This is a genomic window from Streptomyces sedi (assembly GCF_006335015.1).
Taxonomy (GTDB): Bacteria; Actinomycetota; Actinomycetes; order Streptomycetales; family Streptomycetaceae; genus Streptomyces; species Streptomyces sedi.
Window position 1 is genome coordinate 70,942 of sequence record NZ_VDGT01000016.1, and the last position, 14,408, is coordinate 85,349.

The following is a 14,408-nucleotide window of genomic DNA, read 5'->3' on the forward strand; positions in this document are numbered from 1 at the left end:
CGGCACTTACGACGAAAGGTGCCCCAGCTTCTCCGGGTTGGTCACCAGATAGACGTGGCGGACCCGCCCGTCCGCCACGTCCAGCAGGAACGCGCCCAGCGGCCCGCGCGGCGTGTGGGCGTAGAGGGCGGGGCAGCCGTTGAACACGGCGAACCGGGCGACCAGCCCCTCGCTCTCCTTGATCCCCACGCCGGCGAGGAAGCGGCTGACCTTGTCGGCGCCGACGATGACGCGGCGCGGCGCCTTGGCCTGGCCGCCGCTGTCGCCGACGAGGGTGACGTCGGCCGCCAGCGACTCCAGCAGGGCGCCGACGTCACCGTCGAGGGCGGCGGCGAGGAAGCGTTCGGCCAGTTCACGCTGGTCGCGGGGGTCGACGGTGTAGCGGGGGCGGCGTTCGGCCATGTGCCGGCGGGCGCGGGCGGCGAGCTGGCGGACGGCCGGCTGGTCGCGGCCGAGGGCCTCGGCGATCTCCGGGTAGCCGACGCCGAACGCCTCGCGCAGCACGAACACGGCGCGTTCCAGCGGGGAGAGCGACTCCATCATCACCAGCACGGCGAACGAGACGGTGTCGGCGAGCACCGCGCGGTCGGCGCCCTCGGGTGCGGGGGTCGGGGCGAGGGAGTCGGTGGGCAGCGGCTCGGGCAGCCAGGGGCCGACATAGGTCTCCCGGCGCCTCTCCTGCTCCCGCATCCGGTCCAGTGCCAGCCGGGTGACGATTCTCACCAGGTAGGCGCGCGGGTCGCGCACCTCGCCCCGGTCGCGCGCCGACCAGCGCGGCCACGCCTCCTGGACCACGTCCTCGGCGTCGGAGACTCGGCCCAACATGCGGTAGGCGACGCCGAAAAGCAACGTTCGGTGCGCCTGGTACGTCTCCAGAAGGGTGTCGTCCGCCACCGCCCCATCACACCAGGTCGTGTCCGAGTCCGCCCGCCCGGGTCACCTCGCCGTGACCGGGGGGCGGGCTGGGGCGCGCGGTGCCGGGGTGTCGGTGCGTGAGGCGCCTTTACCCGTCGGTCACAGCTCGTTCGTGACCAGGCAATAACCACAGACGAGAGTGCGGGATATGGATGAGTGGGACACACCGCGACCGACGCTCCACCTCGCGCGCCTGGGGCTGCCCGGGCACGCCGGTGGATGTCCCTCGGTGCGCGGTCGCGTCGCGTTGGCCGCCGAGGCGGCCCTCACGCGGCACGGGACGGCGCTTACCGAGGCGGCGCTCGCCGGCGGCGGGCGCCTCTGGGTGCGAGGGGTCGGCGAGGAGGACCTGCCGGCGGCGCTGGACCTGCACGCGCGCTGTTCGCCGGCGAACCTGGTGCGGCGTTACCCCGGCGGCGCGGGCGAGGCGGACGGCTATCTGCGGCATCTGCTGAGCGGGCGTCACGGCCGCAGCGTGGCGGCCCATCTGGACGGCGGGGAGCTGGTGGGGCTGGGGCACGTCCTGTGGGACGGCTCCGAGTCCGAGGTGGCGCTGCTGGTGGCGGACGCGTGGCAGTGCAGGGGGGTCGGCGGGGCGCTGGTGGAGACGCTGCTGGCGCTGGCGGTGGCGCGGCGTTCGGAGGGCGTGTACGCGGTGGCCAGGGCCGGGGACGCGGAGTTGCTGGGGGCGTTGCGCGCGACGGGGCTACCGTGGACGGAGTCGCCGGAGGACGACGACGCTCTGGTGGTGTCGGCGCGGCTGCCGGGCGGCGCGGCGTAGCGAGCGGTTGGCGCCGTGTCCACCGGGTAGACCGCTGCCGGTGAGAGAGGGGACGCGCGGTGGGCGCTGCGGGCGAGCTCAGGAAGTCGCTGCTGTACATCGACGAGGAGACCCTGCTGCCGCTGGTGTACACCTACGAGCCGGCGGAGGGCGGTTTCCGCACGTTGGGGATGGTCCGGGTGGGCGGGACCGCGCTGATGGCGACGGTGCGTCAGCCGGGGCCGGACACGGCGGCGGTGCGGACGCGGTTTCTGGCCCGGGTGTTGGAGGCGCTGTATGTCGCGCCGGGCGCCGCGGTGCGGATCGCGCGGAACGCGGACCATGTGCGGCCGGACGGCACGCTGGAGCGCAAGCCCTTCCTGCCACCCGGCGTACGGCTGTTCCCCGCGGGGACGGTGCCCGCTCTGCTGGTGGGCCTGTTGGTCGGCGGCTGGCTCGCCGGCTGGTACGGCGCGGTGGTCGGCGCCTATGTCGGGGCGGCCACGTTGCCGGACCTGGCGCGGTGCGCCTGGCAGACGACGCGGGCGCGCAGGGGCCGGGGCGTGGTGCTGGTGCCGGAGGCGGTGGCGGGGCTGCTGATCGCGGCGGGCTCGCTGGCCGGCGCGCTGATCGGCTGTCTGACGGCGGACGAGGGCGCGGACCGGGTGCGCGGGGTGTTTCTGGGGATGACGCTGGCGGCGCTGGCGCTGTCCCTGGTGGCGACGCGGTTCAGCATGGTGCCGCTGCGCCACCGGACGGGGGCGTGGCTCGGGCCGCTGGTGGTGGGCGCGCTGGCGTGGGGGGCGCACGCGGTGTGGGCGGATCCGGTGGGGTTGGCGTGCGGGGTGGCGCTGGGGGCGCTGTTGGCGGCAGGGTTGACGGCCCGTCAGACCGCGGCGTGACGCTGACGCCGCGTCAGGTCCCGGGCGGGAGCTGCCCGTTGTCGCTCGGGGCGATGGACCAGGTGCTGGTGGCCGCGTCGTAGCCGACCCGGAAGCGGCCCTCGGTCCGTTCCAGCGTGGCGACGACGTCCCGCAGGCTGGCGGCGGCTGAGGTCGGGAGCCGGGTGGGGACCTCGACGACCAGCCGGCCCTCGTTGGCGACGATCTCCAGCGTCTCGGTGGTGTCGATCCGGGCCTCGATCTCCTTGCGCCGCCTGCGTCCGACCAGCTTGGCGATCTTGGGCCAGACGTCCTCGCCGGCCTTGGTGGCGATGGCGCTGACGAACGGCTGCAACGCGGAGACGACCACGACGGCGGTCACCAGGTCGACCGCCCCGACCCGCGCGGCCTGGGGCACGTCGCAGTTCCAGCAGTGGGCGGCGGTGCGGCGGTGACCGCAGGTCGGACAGGGGTACTTCGCCGATTCGTCGGTCATCCGTCTCTCTCCCGGGCACCATGGAAGCCGTGGCGCCAGCCTGCCGGGCGCGGGGGCGTGACGCAAGGCGAACGAGGGCGGGAGCCGTCGAAGGGGGCGCTGGTGGATGAGGAAATGCTGCTGCACCATCAACTGGCTCTGCGCGCCGAGTGGTTGATGGGTCGGTCACGCCGTGGCCGCTCCCTGCGGAAGACGCGGGCGGCTCGGCGGTGGTTTCAACGGGCGCTGTCCGTGATGGCCTACCACCATCCGGACCGCTCGGCGTGCCTGAACAACCTGGGCGTGCTGCTGCACTGGGAGTTCCGAAGGACCGGGGAGGAGGAGCCGCTGGAGCGGCTCCTGGAGGTGAACGCGCGGATCGTCATGTTCCTGCCGCCCGGGCACCCGGACCGGCGGCGGCACCGCCACAACCTGCGGGCGCTGCTGGCCGAGGTGCTGACCGCCGAGTGGCGTCCCGGGCTGGCGGCCCGGCTGCTGCCGCTGGCCAGGGAGGCGGCGGCCGAGGAGGACGCGCGGTCGGGGCCGCTGCTGGCGCACTGCCTGGACGACGCCTACCGGGAGAGCGGGGAGCTGTCGGCGCTGCGGGAGATCGTGGAGCTGTGGCGGGCCTCTGCGGTGGCGGGCGCGCCGGACCCCGAGTGGGGCTGGGTCCCGTTCCACGAACTGGGCAGGGCGTCGCGCACCCTGGGGGTGCGCACCGGGGAGCGGGAGGCGCTGGCGGAGGCCGTGGAGTGCGGGCGGCGGGCCGTGCGGCTCTGCCCCGGGGGGCACGCCGGCCGGGCGGGCTGTCTGCGGGAGTTGGCGAACTCGCTGCACGCCGACTTCGTCGATGGCGGCCCGGGCGACGGGGGCACGTCGGCGCTGCGGGAGGCGGAGGAGTGCGCGCGGGAGGCGGTCTCGGTGGCGCCGGCGGGGAGCGGCGAACGGGCGTCCTGCCTGTCCACGTTGGGCATCGTGCTGCGCGGTCGCTTCGAGACGGGCCGCGACCTGGCGGCGCTGCGGGAGGCGGTGCGGGCGTGCCGCGAGTCGGTCGCGGGCCTCGCGGCCGACGACACGCGCCGGCGCGCGCTGTTCAACAACCTGAGCGCGGCGGAGCAGGAGTTGTTCAAACGGACCGGTGAGGTGGCCGCCGCGCACCGGGCGGTGGCGGCCTCCCGTGCGGCGGTGGCGTCCCTGTCGGCCGACGATCCGCAACGCGCGGGGACGTTGAGCGAGCTGGGCAACGCGCTCCATCTGCTGGCGGCGACGCTTCATCCCCGCCTCCCGCCCGGCGGGACCCCCGAGGTGCTGGGCATGGGCGAGGTGCCGGTGCTGGTGGAGGCGGTCGAGACGGCGAGGGAGGCGGTCGCGCTGGAGTCGGAGCCCCGCGCGCGGAGCGCCGCGCTCACCAATCTGAGCATCGCGGCCCGCACCCTCCACGAACACACCGGGGACCGGGTGGCGTTGGCGGAGGCGATCGACGGGGCGCGGGAGGCGGTAGCGCTGGGCGGCGGCTCGGACTTGGCGGTCGCGCTCTACACCCTGGTCCAGGCGCTCACGCGGGTCCCGGCGACGCCCGAGTCGCTGCGCGAGACGCGCCGGTGCTGCGACGCCCTGGCGCGGCGCGCGGCCCCGACCCGGGTGCGGGTGCTGGCGCACCGGCTGCTGGGACGGGCGGCGATGGCGGCCGACCCGCCGAGGCCCGACCTGGCGCTGGCCGCCTACGAGCGGGCCGTCGGCTGGCTGCCACGGCTCGCGCCCCGCCAACTGCTGCGTGCCGACCGCGAGTTCGGCCTGGGCGAGTTCGCCGGGCTGCCGGCCGAGGCCGCCTCGGCGGCGCTGGCACTCGAACGGCCGGAGCGCGCGGTGGTGTTGCTGGAGCATGCGCGGGGTGTGCTGCTGCGCGAGGGGCTCGGGCACGAGGAGGAGCTGGACGCGCTGCGGCGGGCGGAGCCGGCGCTGGCCGAGGAGTTCGCCCTGCTGCGGGAACGGCTCGACGCCTCCGACCGGGCCGGCGCCCCTCTCTACGCCGACGGCTTCGCCCCGCCGGTCCCAGCGGCCGAGGAGGCCGCGCGCCACTCGGAGTGGGCGGACCGTTGGGAGGAGTTGCTGACCCGGGTGCGTCGGCTGCCCGGCCTGGCCGGCTTTCTGCTGCCGCCGACGCCCGAGGAGCTGCGCCGGCGGGTCGGCGACCACCCGGTGGTACTGGTCAACCCGAGCCCGTTCCGCTGTGACGCGCTGATCCTCACCGCGGACGCGCCGGTCCGGGTCGTCCCCCTGGCCTGCGCGATGGACGAACTCCGTTCCGTGGCCGAGGACTTCGCGCGTCACGCGGTACCGGGTCCCGGGGGCGCGACGGAGGCGAGGCTGCTGGGGCGCCTGGAGTGGCTGTGGGAACGCGTCGGTCGGCCGGTGCTCGACGCGCTCGGCGCGACGCCCGGCGCGGCGGGCGGGCCGTCCCGGGTGCGGTGGTGCCCGGTCGGCGTCGCGGCGGGGCTGCCGCTGCACGCGGCGGGGGTGCCGGGGCGTCCGGGCGACTCCGTGCTGGACCGGGTGGTCTCCTCCTACACCACGACGGTCGGGGCACTGCCGTCCGGGCCGCCCGGCCGGGGGCGCGGGGGACGGCGGCTGGTGGTGGTCGAGGTGGCGCGGGCCCCGGGCGCGCGGGAGCTGCCGGGCGCCGTGCTGGAGACTCGGCGGCTGACGGAGCTGACGCCGGACGCGACCGTGCTGTCCGGGCCCGCGGCCACCCGGGAGGCCGTGCTGGCGGAGCTGCCCGGGCACGAGGTGGCCCACTTCGCCTGCCACGCGGTCACCGACCCCCGTTCGCCGTCCCTCAGCGCCCTGCTGCTGCACGACCACGTCGCGGCGCCGCTGACCGTGCTGGAGCTGGGCGCCGCCCGGGTGGAGCACGGGGCGCTGGCCTATCTGTCGGCCTGCCGGACCGGCGGCGGCGAGGAGCGGCTCGCCGACGAGGCGGTGCACATCGCCTCGGCCTTCCAACTGGCCGGCTACCGCCAGGTCGTGGCCACGCTGTGGCCGGTGGGCGACGGCGACGCGGGCCGCGTCGCCGACGACTTCCACACGGCGCTGGCCGCCGCCGGCACCACGGCCGACGCGGCGTCGCATCTGCACCACGCGGTGCGGGCCCTGCGCGACGACGCCCCGGGGGAGCCGTCCCGCTGGGCCGCCCACTTCGCCCTCGGTGGTTAGGCGGGTGGACAACTGGTCAGCTGACCAGAGGGGCCAGTGGACCGGTGGTCAGCCGGCCCACTGGCCTGTTCCACAACTGGTCAGCTGGTCGGCTGGCCAGTTGGTCCACTGGTCAGCCCGCGTCACCGCCGAGCAGGGCGCGCGCCTCGGTCAGCGCCGAGTCGCGGTGCGCCTCGAACTCCTCGTCGGTGAAGACGGGCGTCGCCACCGCCGGCGGGATGCCCGCGATGTCGAACGTCCGGCCGTCCTCGGTCAGGAACTCCTCGTTGGGCAGCGCGAAGCTCCAACCGCCGGGCAGGGTGCGGTCCAGGGTGTCGGAGAACGATCCCTGGGTGTTCTCCCCGACCAGGGTGACGCCCGGCTCGCGGCCCAGCAGCGACTGGGTGGTGGTCTCCGCGGCGGAGATGGTCAGCCGGGACGTCAGCACAGCCACCGGCCCGTCGTAGGTCGGACCGTCGAACGGCTCGACCCGGATCTCCTGGTCGGGGGTGTGCCCGGCCGGGTCGTCGGGGTCGTTGCGCGCGTGCTTGGTGTAGGCGACGTAGGGACGGTCGGTCAGCCGGGAGGCCACGTGCAGTCCGAGCCGGTCGGAGCCGCCGCCGTTGAACCGCAGGTCGAGAACGAGGCCGCGCAACGCGTCGGGCCCCTCGGTGCGGGCCTCGGTGAACACCTCGTCCAGCGCCCGGTCGAGTTCGGCCACGTCCTCGGCGTAGCCGTCCTCGTCGGTGTAGCCGGTGAAGGAGGTGATCCGCAGGTAGCCGACGCCGTCGGCCATGTCGGCGTAGGAGACCGCGCCGTTCGCCCAACGCCGTTGCTCGGCGCCGACACTCTCGGCGGTGGCCTCCTCGATGCGCTGGATCAGTTCGGCGTCGGGCAGCTCGGTGTCCTCCCGGTGCCCGGCGTAGTAGTCGCCCGAAGGGGAGGCGAGGCTGGTGTGCGCGTCGTGCAGCGGCTCGATCATCTCGCGCAGGAGCGCGAAGAGTTCGTCCTCGGTGGTCTCCTCGGTGACGCGCGGCCGGTACTCCTCGCGCACCGCCTCCCAGTCGACGCCGCGCGCCTCGAAGAACGGGTACTGCTCGGCGTAGGTCTGCCAGAAGACGTCGAACGCCTCGACGGGATCGCCGGCCGGCTCCTCACCGCAGTTCTCCGGCAGCGCCTCCAGGCGGTGGAGCGCCCGGTCCCCGACGCTGTCGGCGAAGCTCCAGCGCGCGCCGTTCGCACCGTCGGGGGTGACGGTGATCGGCGAGGTCTCCTCGCTCGCGAAGGTGACGCCGCCGTCCTCGCCGGGCTCTCCGGCGCGTTCCCCGGTGACCAGGCCGGGCAGGCAGCTGAGCGTGGTGACGTCGTAGGTACGCAGCCTGTCGCCCTCCACCTCGACGAGGGTGCCGTAGCCGTCCGTCGTCCAGACGCCGTCCGGCGAGAACGGCTCCGCGTCGGCGCCCCTGGCGTCGCCGGCGCAGGCCGCGAGCCCGGTGGTGGTGACGGCGAGGGAGAGGGCGAGCAGCGCGGCGCGGTTCCTCGGACGGGCGAGACGGGCGTGGCGGGAGAGACGGGCGGGTGCCATGGAGCGGGGCCTTTCACGTGCGGTCGGGGCCCGCGGGAACCGGGCCCGCCCATGACTCTCCCAGCGGGAGGCGCCCGGCCCCATGGCGTTGCCCACCGTCCCGGGGTGGGGTTTTCCCCACCCGCGCTCTCCGGCCTCCGAGGCCCCCGTCGTGGCAGGGGTGACCGGGCCGTCGGTGGGAACGATGGTGACGTATGTCGACTCCCGTACCAGGATGGCTTCATGGCTGACTCACTCACCCCGCTCCCCCGCCGGCTCGCCGACGAGTACGTCGACGCGCTCGTCGCCCTCGACCCCATCACCGGAACGTTCCTCGGCGATCCGGACAGTTCGGGCAGGCTGCCGGACTTCTCCCCGCGGGGGGTCGAGGCCGAGGCCGAGCTGGCGCGGCGCACCCTCGCCCGGCTCGACGTGGCGGAGAGGTTGCCGGGCGCCGACGCCGAGGGCGAGCGGCGCTGCGCGCGGCTGCTGCGGGAGCGGCTGACGGCGGAGTTGGCGGTGGCCGAGGCCGGGGAGCCGCTGCGGGCGATGAGCAGCCTCCACTCGCCGGTGCACTCCGTGCGCACCATCTTCCCGTTGACGCCGACCGAGACGGAGGCGGACTGGTCGGCGGTCGCCGCCCGGCTGCGGGCGGTGCCGGAGGCGCTCGCCGGGTACCGGGAGTCGCTGGCCGAGGGGCTGGCGCGGGACCTGCCGGCCGGGCCCCGGCAGGTGCGGGAGACGTTGGCGCTGCTGGACGAGTCGCTGAGCGCGCCGGGCGGCTGGTTCGCCGAGTTCGTCGCGCCGGGGCCCGAGGCGCTGCGCGAGGAGTTGACCGCCTCGGCCGGCGCCGCCAACGAGGCGTTGGCGGAGTTGCGCACCTGGCTGCGCGAGGAGTACGCGCCCCGGGTGGCCGGCGCCAGCGACATCGCGGGCCGGGAGCGGTACGCCCGTTGGGCGCGGTACTGGAACGGCACCGACCTGGACCTGGACGAGGCGTACGCGTACGGCTGGTCGGAGTTCCACAGGCTACGCGCGGAGATGGTCACCGAGGCGGAGAAGATCCTGCCGGGCGCCGACCCGTGGGCGGCGCTGCGCCATCTCGACACGCACGGCATGGTGGTCGAGGGCGTCGACGAGGTGCGCGTGTGGTTGCAGCGGATGATGGACGAGGCGATCGAGGAGCTGGACGGCACCCACTTCGAGCTGGCCGACCGCATCAAGCGGGTGGAGGCGCGGATCGCCCCGCCCGGCGGGCCGGCGGCGCCGTACTACACCAGCCCCTCGCTCGACTTCTCCCGCCCCGGCCGCACCTGGCTGCCGACGATGGGTGAGACCAGGTTCCCCGTCTACGACCTGGTCTCGACCTGGTACCACGAGGGCGTTCCCGGGCATCACCTCCAGCTGGCGCAGTGGGTGCACGTCGCCGACGAGCTGTCCCGCTACCAGACGACGGTCGGCGGGGTCAGCGCCAACATGGAGGGGTGGGCGCTCTACGCGGAGCGGCTGATGGACGAGCTGGGGTATCTGACCTCGGCGGAGACCCGGCTGGGCTATCTGGACTGCCAGATGATGCGCGCGGTGCGGGTGATCATCGACATCGGGATGCACCTGGAGCTGACCATTCCCGAGGACTCCCCGTTCCGTCCGGGTGAGCGGTGGACACCGGAGCTGGCCGAGACGTTCTTCCAGCGGCACAGCAGCCGTTCGCCGGAGTTCGTCGCCAGCGAGCTGGTGCGCTATCTGGGGGCGCCGGGGCAGGCCATCGGCTACAAGCTGGGCGAACGGGCGTGGCTGCGGGGCCGGGAGGCGGCGCGGGCGGCGCGGGGCGCCGGGTTCGACGCCAAGAAGTGGCACATGGCGGCGCTGTCGCTCGGCTCACTCGGGCTGGACGACCTGGAGGCCGAGCTGGCGGTCCTCTGACCGGCTCGCACGGGGCCCGCGCGGTGGCGCGCGGGCCCCGTCGCCGTTCACCAGTCGTGGACGGTGCCGTCGGCGAGCCGGTTGACCGGCAGGTACGCCGGTCGGTACGGGTGGGCGGCGGCCAGTTCCTCGTCGAGGGTGACGCCGATGCCGGGCTCCTCGCCGGGGTGGAGGTGGCCGTCGGTGAAGGTGTAGGCGTGGCGGAAGACCGCGTGGGTGTCGGCGGTGTGGCCGGAGTACTCCTGGATGCCGAAGTTGTGGATGGCCAGGTCCAGGTGGATCGCGGCGGCCATGCCGACGGGCGAGATGTCCTCGGGGCCGTGGATGGCGCTCTTGATCTGGTACTGCGCCGCCAGGTCGAAGAGCTTGCGCAGCGGGGTGACGCCGCCGAAGTGGGTGACGGCGGAGCGCGCGTAGTCGATCAACTGCTCGGTGAGCAGCGTCTGGTAGTCGTGGACGGTGTTGAAGACCTCGCCGATCGCCAGCGGCGTGGTGGTGTGGTGGCGCACCAGCCGCAGCGCCTCCTGGTTCTCGGCCGGGGTGCAGTCCTCCAGCCAGAACAGGTCGTAGGGCTCCAGGTCCTTGCCGAGCCTGGCGGCCTGGATCGGCGTGAGCCGGTGGTGCGCGTCGTGCAGCAGCGGGAGTTCGGGGCCGAACTCGGCGCGCACCGCCTCGAAGACGGTCGGCAGGTGGCGCAGGTAGGCGGCGGTGTCCCACTCCTCGACGACGGGGCGGGCGCGCTGGTCGAGGCGGGTGGCGTTCTCCTCGCCGAGCGCGGGGTTTTGGTGGACGCCGTAGGTGTTGCTCAGTCCGGGGACGCCGATCTGCACCCGGATCGCCTGGTAGCCCTCGGCGCGCCGGGCGCGGATGGAGTCGAACAGCTCGGGCAGGTCGCGGCCGTTGGCGTGGCCGTAGGCGCGCACCCGCTCGCGGCTGGCGCCGCCGAGCAGCTGGTAGAGGGGCAGTCCGGCGACCTTGGCCTTGATGTCCCAGAGGGCGACGTCGACGGCGGCTATCGCGGCCATGGTGACGGGTCCGCGCCGCCAGTAGGCGCCCCGGTAGAGGTACTGCCAGGTGTCCTCGACGCGGTGCGGGTCCGCGCCGATCAGCAGCGGCGCGACGTGGTCGGTGAGGTAGCTGGCGACGGCGAGTTCCCTGCCGTTGAGGGTGGCGTCGCCGAGGCCGGTGACGCCGTCGTCGGTGGTGAGGCGCAGGGTGACGAAGTTGCGGCCGGGGCTGGTGACGACGACCTGAGCGTCGACGATCTTCATGGCTGAGGGGGTTCTTCCTGGTGGGGTGCGGTGGTTCAGCCCTTCGTGGCCCCGGCCGTGAGGCCGGCCACGAGGTATTTCTGACCGATGAGGGCGGCGATCACGACCGGGACGGTCATCAGGCTGGCGGCGGCCATCAGCCCGCCCCAGTCGGTGCTGGCGTAGGAGATGAAGTTGAAGAGGGTGACGGGCGCCGTGCGGGTGTCCTCGTCGGCGAAGATCAGCGCGAACATGAAGTTGTTCCAGCTGGAGACGAACGCCAGCAGCGAGGCGGTCGCCGTGCCGGGCGCCGCCAGCGGCAGCGCGATGCGCCAGAACGCGCCGAACGCGCTCAGCCCGTCGGTCCTGGCGGCCTCCTCCAGCTCGACCGGCAGTCCCTCGAAGAAGCCGATCATGATCCACAGGATCAGCGGCACCGAGACGAACATGTGGCTGAGGATCAGCACGGTGTAGCTGCCGACCAGCCCCGCCTGGGCGAAGAGGTAGTACCAGGGCACCAGCAGGGAGACGGCCGGCACGATGCGCGCGATCAGCACGATCGAGCCGGTGCGGTGCATCGTGAACCGGCCGACGGCCCACGCGGCGGGCACGGCGAGCAGCGCGGAGAGCCCGGTGGAGACGACGCCCACGACGAGCGAGTTGCGCATCGAGGTGATGATCTCGCCGTCGTCGAGCACGTTGCGCAGGTTCTCCAGCGTCGGGGAGAAGACCAGCCCGACGGTGGGGTCGGTGACCTGCACGTTGGTCTTGAACGCGGCGGCGAACATCCACACCAGGGGCAGCGCGAAGAACAGCGAGACCGCGACGACGGCCGCGCCGCGCAGCCAGCTCAGGGCGCGCCGGCGCCGTGCCGCCCGGGCGGCGACGTGGGCACTCATGCTTCCTTCCTTCCGGCGCGACGCCGCAGCAGGACCACGACGGCGATGATGAAGAGGGTGAACAGCACGAGCACCGCCGAGGCGAGCCCGTACTCCTGGTAGTCGAAGGTGAGGCCGTAGGCGTAGACGTTGAGCGTCTCCACCTCGTAGTCCGAGCCGCCGCCGGGGCCCTTGGTGGCGTAGAGGATGTCGAAGGTCTTCAGCGCGTCGACGGAGCGCAGCACCAGTGCCGTCATCAGCGTCGGCATCAGCATCGGCAGCACGACGTGGCGGAAGCGCTGCCAGGGCCCCGCGCCGTCGACCAGCGCCGCCTCCTCGGGCTCCTCGGGCAGCGTGGAGAGGCCGGCGAGCAGCAGCAGCGTCATCATCGGCGTCCACTGCCAGACGTCGATGAACATCAGCGTCGGCAGTGACTGGCTGACCGAGCCCAGGAACTCCTGGGTGGGCAGGCCGAGCGAGTCGAGGATGTGGTTGGCGACGCCGTTGGTCGGGTCGAGGATCAGCAGCCACAGGATGCCGATCGCGACGGGCGTGGTCAGCAGCGGGATGATCAGGATGGTCCGCACCCAGCGCATCCCGCGGAACGCCCTGCGCATCAGCATCGCGAGCGCCAGCCCGAGCGCGGTCTCGACCGCGACCGCGCCGACGGTGAAGACGACGGTGCGCTCGATGGCCGGCCAGAAGCGGCGGGTGTCGGAGAGGGCGTCCTGGAAGTTGCGCAGCCCGACGAAGGAACGGTCGGCGTTAACGGCGCCGAAGGCGTCGGTGAAGCCCAGGTTGAGCGTGAAGAGCAGCGGAAAGACGATCATCAGGCCGACGAACGCCAGGGCGGGGGCGAGCATCGCCCACTTCAGGCGCCGGTTGGCCTGTTCGAACGTGCGCGGGGTGCCGGCGGTGCGCCGGCCGCCGGGCCGCGTCGACGTGGTGGCCATCAGCCCTCCCGGTAGCGGTTGTCGCGGACGAGGAACTCGTCGAACTCGGCGTCCGCGTCGCGGGCCACGCCCGGCACGGACTCGCCGAGGATGCCGGCCACCAGCGGCCGTCCGACGATGTCGCGGGCCCGCGCGACCTGGAGCACCTGCGGCCGGTCGGTGCCGACGCCGCGCTCCGCGCTGATCCGCATGGTCTCGGCGAGTTCGGCGGGGAAGCTGCCGAGGGTCCCGCCGTCGGTCCAGGCGGACTCCCGGGCGCCGGGGATGCCCTCGGCCTGGAGCGCCGCGACCATCTCGGGCCCCGAGGCCCAGCGCAGGAACTCCCAGGCGTCGTCGCGCAGCAGGGAGAACTCGTTGATCCCCAGGCTCCAGGACGGGATGTTGTGCGGGCGCGCCCCGGCGGGGCCGGCGGGAAACGGGGCGAAGCCGACCTCGTCCTGCACGGTGGAGACGCCGGGGTCGAGGAAGTTGGTGTAGATCGCGTCGGCGTCCACGTAGAACGCGGCCTTGCCCTGGGCGAAGATCGGCATGGCCTGTTCCAGGCTCATGTTGGTCGCGCCGGGCGGTCCGGTCTCGTGCAGCAGCCGGCCGTAGTACTCGTAGGCGGCGATGGCCTCGGGGGTGGCGAGCGCGGAGCGCCCGTCGACGACGAAGTCGCCGCCGAAGGAGTACAGGAAGCTGGACCACTGGCTGACGGCGCCGTTGCGCTGGCCCCGGCCGACGAAGCCGAAGAAGTTGTCGCGGCGGTCGGCGAGTTCGAGCGAGAGGTCCATCAGCTCGTCGAGCGTGCCGGGCGGCCCGCCGAAGTCCTCGACCAGGTCCCTGCGGTAGTAGAGCGCGGGTCGCTCGGTGACGACGGGAACGCTCAGCACGCTGCCGTCGACGGCGGAGCGCTCGCGCGGCGCCTGCTGGAAGTCGTTCCACCGGAAGCCGGCGTCGCCCTCCACGCGGTCGGTCAGGTCGACAAGCCAGCCGTTGTGCGCGAAGAGCAACTGCTCCTGGAGCGCGCGCACCATCATGACGTCGACGTCGGTGGCCGACGCGTTGAGCTTCACGTTGTAGCTGCTGGTGAGCTGGTCGGCGGTGAGCATGGAGAGGGAGACCCGCCGCTTGATGCGGTCCTCGATCTCCTCCAGCCGGTCGGCGATGGCGTGGGACCAGACGTGGTTGATCGCCGTGACGCGCAGCGGGGCATCCGGGGACGCGGTGCCGCCGCGGGTCGAGCAGGCGCCGAGCGTCGTCCCGCCGACGGCCGCGACCGCCGCGGTGGCGGCCAGCTTGCCGAACGAACGGCGGCTGACCCCCTGGCTGCTCGTGGACATCCTCGTCCTCGACTTTCTGCGTACTCGTGCTTCGTGGTGCGGGAGCGTGCGGGTGTGTGCGTGCGATGCGTGGGGGTGCGCCCTGGTGTGCGCGCGGGGGGCCGCGCGGGTGTGCGCGACGACATTGGTCCAACTGGTAGGACCAGATGGACCGTAACAGGGCTCCCCCGGCTCTGACCAGCCCCGCTTCCGAAGCGTTACCGGGCGCGGTGGGCCGTCAGCCGGGTGTCATCACCGCGGGCGGTCGCGCGGGGCGCCGTCGCCGGGGGCGGTCACCGGGCCGGTCGCCGAGGAG

The 14,408-nt window shown here is 73.8% G+C and carries 11 protein-coding genes; 4 read left to right on the forward strand and 7 right to left on the reverse strand.

The window, feature by feature from the left end; all coding sequences use genetic code 11:
* Nucleotides 1-6: 6 nt before the first annotated feature.
* Complete coding sequence (gene sigJ, locus FH715_RS20135; protein ID WP_139647335.1) at nt 7-894, reverse strand: RNA polymerase sigma factor SigJ; 888 nt, start codon at nt 892-894, stop codon at nt 7-9.
* A 169-nt stretch (nt 895-1,063) separates the two neighbouring features.
* On the opposite strand from sigJ, the gene FH715_RS29345 reads away from it, so the two are divergent.
* Entirely contained in the window at nt 1,064-1,696 is a 633-nt protein-coding gene (locus tag FH715_RS29345) for a GNAT family N-acetyltransferase (protein WP_281290763.1), read from the forward strand.
* Nucleotides 1,697-1,755: 59 nt separating this feature from the next.
* A complete protein-coding gene (locus FH715_RS20145) occupies nt 1,756-2,577 on the forward strand; it encodes a hypothetical protein (RefSeq protein WP_139647336.1) in 822 nt (273 codons plus the stop codon).
* Between the two features lie 13 nt (nt 2,578-2,590).
* Here FH715_RS20145 and FH715_RS20150 read toward each other — a convergent pair whose 3' ends face one another.
* The gene (locus tag FH715_RS20150) at nt 2,591-3,052 is read right to left on the reverse strand and encodes a hypothetical protein (protein ID WP_139647338.1); all 462 of its coding nucleotides are present in this window, start codon (nt 3,050-3,052) and stop codon (nt 2,591-2,593) included.
* Nucleotides 3,053-3,154: 102 nt separating this feature from the next.
* Here FH715_RS20150 and FH715_RS20155 point away from each other — a divergent pair, with 102 nt between their 5' ends.
* Nucleotides 3,155-6,244 carry a CHAT domain-containing protein gene (locus FH715_RS20155; RefSeq protein WP_139647340.1) on the forward strand — a complete coding sequence of 1,030 codons (3,090 nt, stop codon included), beginning with the start codon at nt 3,155-3,157 and terminating at the stop codon, nt 6,242-6,244.
* Between the two features lie 112 nt (nt 6,245-6,356).
* Here the strand turns inward: FH715_RS20155 and FH715_RS20160 are convergent, their stop codons facing one another.
* Nucleotides 6,357-7,808, reverse strand: a complete 1,452-nt coding sequence (locus FH715_RS20160; RefSeq protein WP_139647343.1) for a S41 family peptidase — start codon at nt 7,806-7,808, stop codon at nt 6,357-6,359.
* 222 nt (nt 7,809-8,030) lie between these two features.
* Between FH715_RS20160 and FH715_RS20165 the strand changes: the two genes are divergently transcribed.
* Nucleotides 8,031-9,710, forward strand: a complete 1,680-nt coding sequence (locus FH715_RS20165) for a DUF885 domain-containing protein (RefSeq protein WP_139647345.1) — start codon at nt 8,031-8,033, stop codon at nt 9,708-9,710.
* Between the two features lie 47 nt (nt 9,711-9,757).
* Here the strand turns inward: FH715_RS20165 and manD are convergent, their stop codons facing one another.
* From manD to FH715_RS20185, 4 genes are read right to left on the reverse strand one after another with little or no spacing between them, the layout of a single operon-like run.
* Nucleotides 9,758-10,981 (reverse strand): D-mannonate dehydratase ManD, encoded by a 1,224-nt coding sequence (gene manD / locus FH715_RS20170; protein ID WP_139647347.1) that lies wholly within the window; start codon nt 10,979-10,981, stop codon nt 9,758-9,760.
* A 35-nt stretch (nt 10,982-11,016) separates the two neighbouring features.
* Nucleotides 11,017-11,859, reverse strand: coding sequence for a carbohydrate ABC transporter permease (locus FH715_RS20175; protein ID WP_139647349.1), 843 nt, complete (start codon nt 11,857-11,859; stop codon nt 11,017-11,019).
* Nucleotides 11,856-12,791, reverse strand: coding sequence for a carbohydrate ABC transporter permease (locus FH715_RS20180; RefSeq protein WP_139647351.1), 936 nt, complete (start codon nt 12,789-12,791; stop codon nt 11,856-11,858). Before FH715_RS20180 ends, FH715_RS20175 begins: the two co-directional genes overlap by 4 nt.
* Nucleotides 12,791-14,113: an ABC transporter substrate-binding protein gene (locus FH715_RS20185; RefSeq protein ID WP_139647353.1), complete on the reverse strand. Its 1,323-nt coding sequence runs from the start codon at nt 14,111-14,113 to the stop codon at nt 12,791-12,793. Before FH715_RS20185 ends, FH715_RS20180 begins: the two co-directional genes overlap by 1 nt.
* Nucleotides 14,114-14,408: the final 295 nt, after the last annotated feature.

What these genes read in the sequence shown, in the direction of transcription:
- FH715_RS29345 (WP_281290763.1), top strand. Translation starts at nt 1,064, where the DNA reads ATGGATGAGTGGGACACACCGCGACCGACGCTCCACCTCGCGCGCCTG.
- FH715_RS20150 (WP_139647338.1), bottom strand. Translation starts at nt 3,052, where the DNA reads ATGACCGACGAATCGGCGAAGTACCCCTGTCCGACCTGCGGTCACCGC.
- FH715_RS20160 (WP_139647343.1), bottom strand. Translation starts at nt 7,808, where the DNA reads ATGGCACCCGCCCGTCTCTCCCGCCACGCCCGTCTCGCCCGTCCGAGG.
- FH715_RS20165 (WP_139647345.1), top strand. Translation starts at nt 8,031, where the DNA reads ATGGCTGACTCACTCACCCCGCTCCCCCGCCGGCTCGCCGACGAGTAC.
- manD (WP_139647347.1), bottom strand. Translation starts at nt 10,981, where the DNA reads ATGAAGATCGTCGACGCTCAGGTCGTCGTCACCAGCCCCGGCCGCAAC.
- FH715_RS20175 (WP_139647349.1), bottom strand. Translation starts at nt 11,859, where the DNA reads ATGAGTGCCCACGTCGCCGCCCGGGCGGCACGGCGCCGGCGCGCCCTG.
- FH715_RS20180 (WP_139647351.1), bottom strand. Translation starts at nt 12,791, where the DNA reads ATGGCCACCACGTCGACGCGGCCCGGCGGCCGGCGCACCGCCGGCACC.
- FH715_RS20185 (WP_139647353.1), bottom strand. Translation starts at nt 14,113, where the DNA reads ATGTCCACGAGCAGCCAGGGGGTCAGCCGCCGTTCGTTCGGCAAGCTG.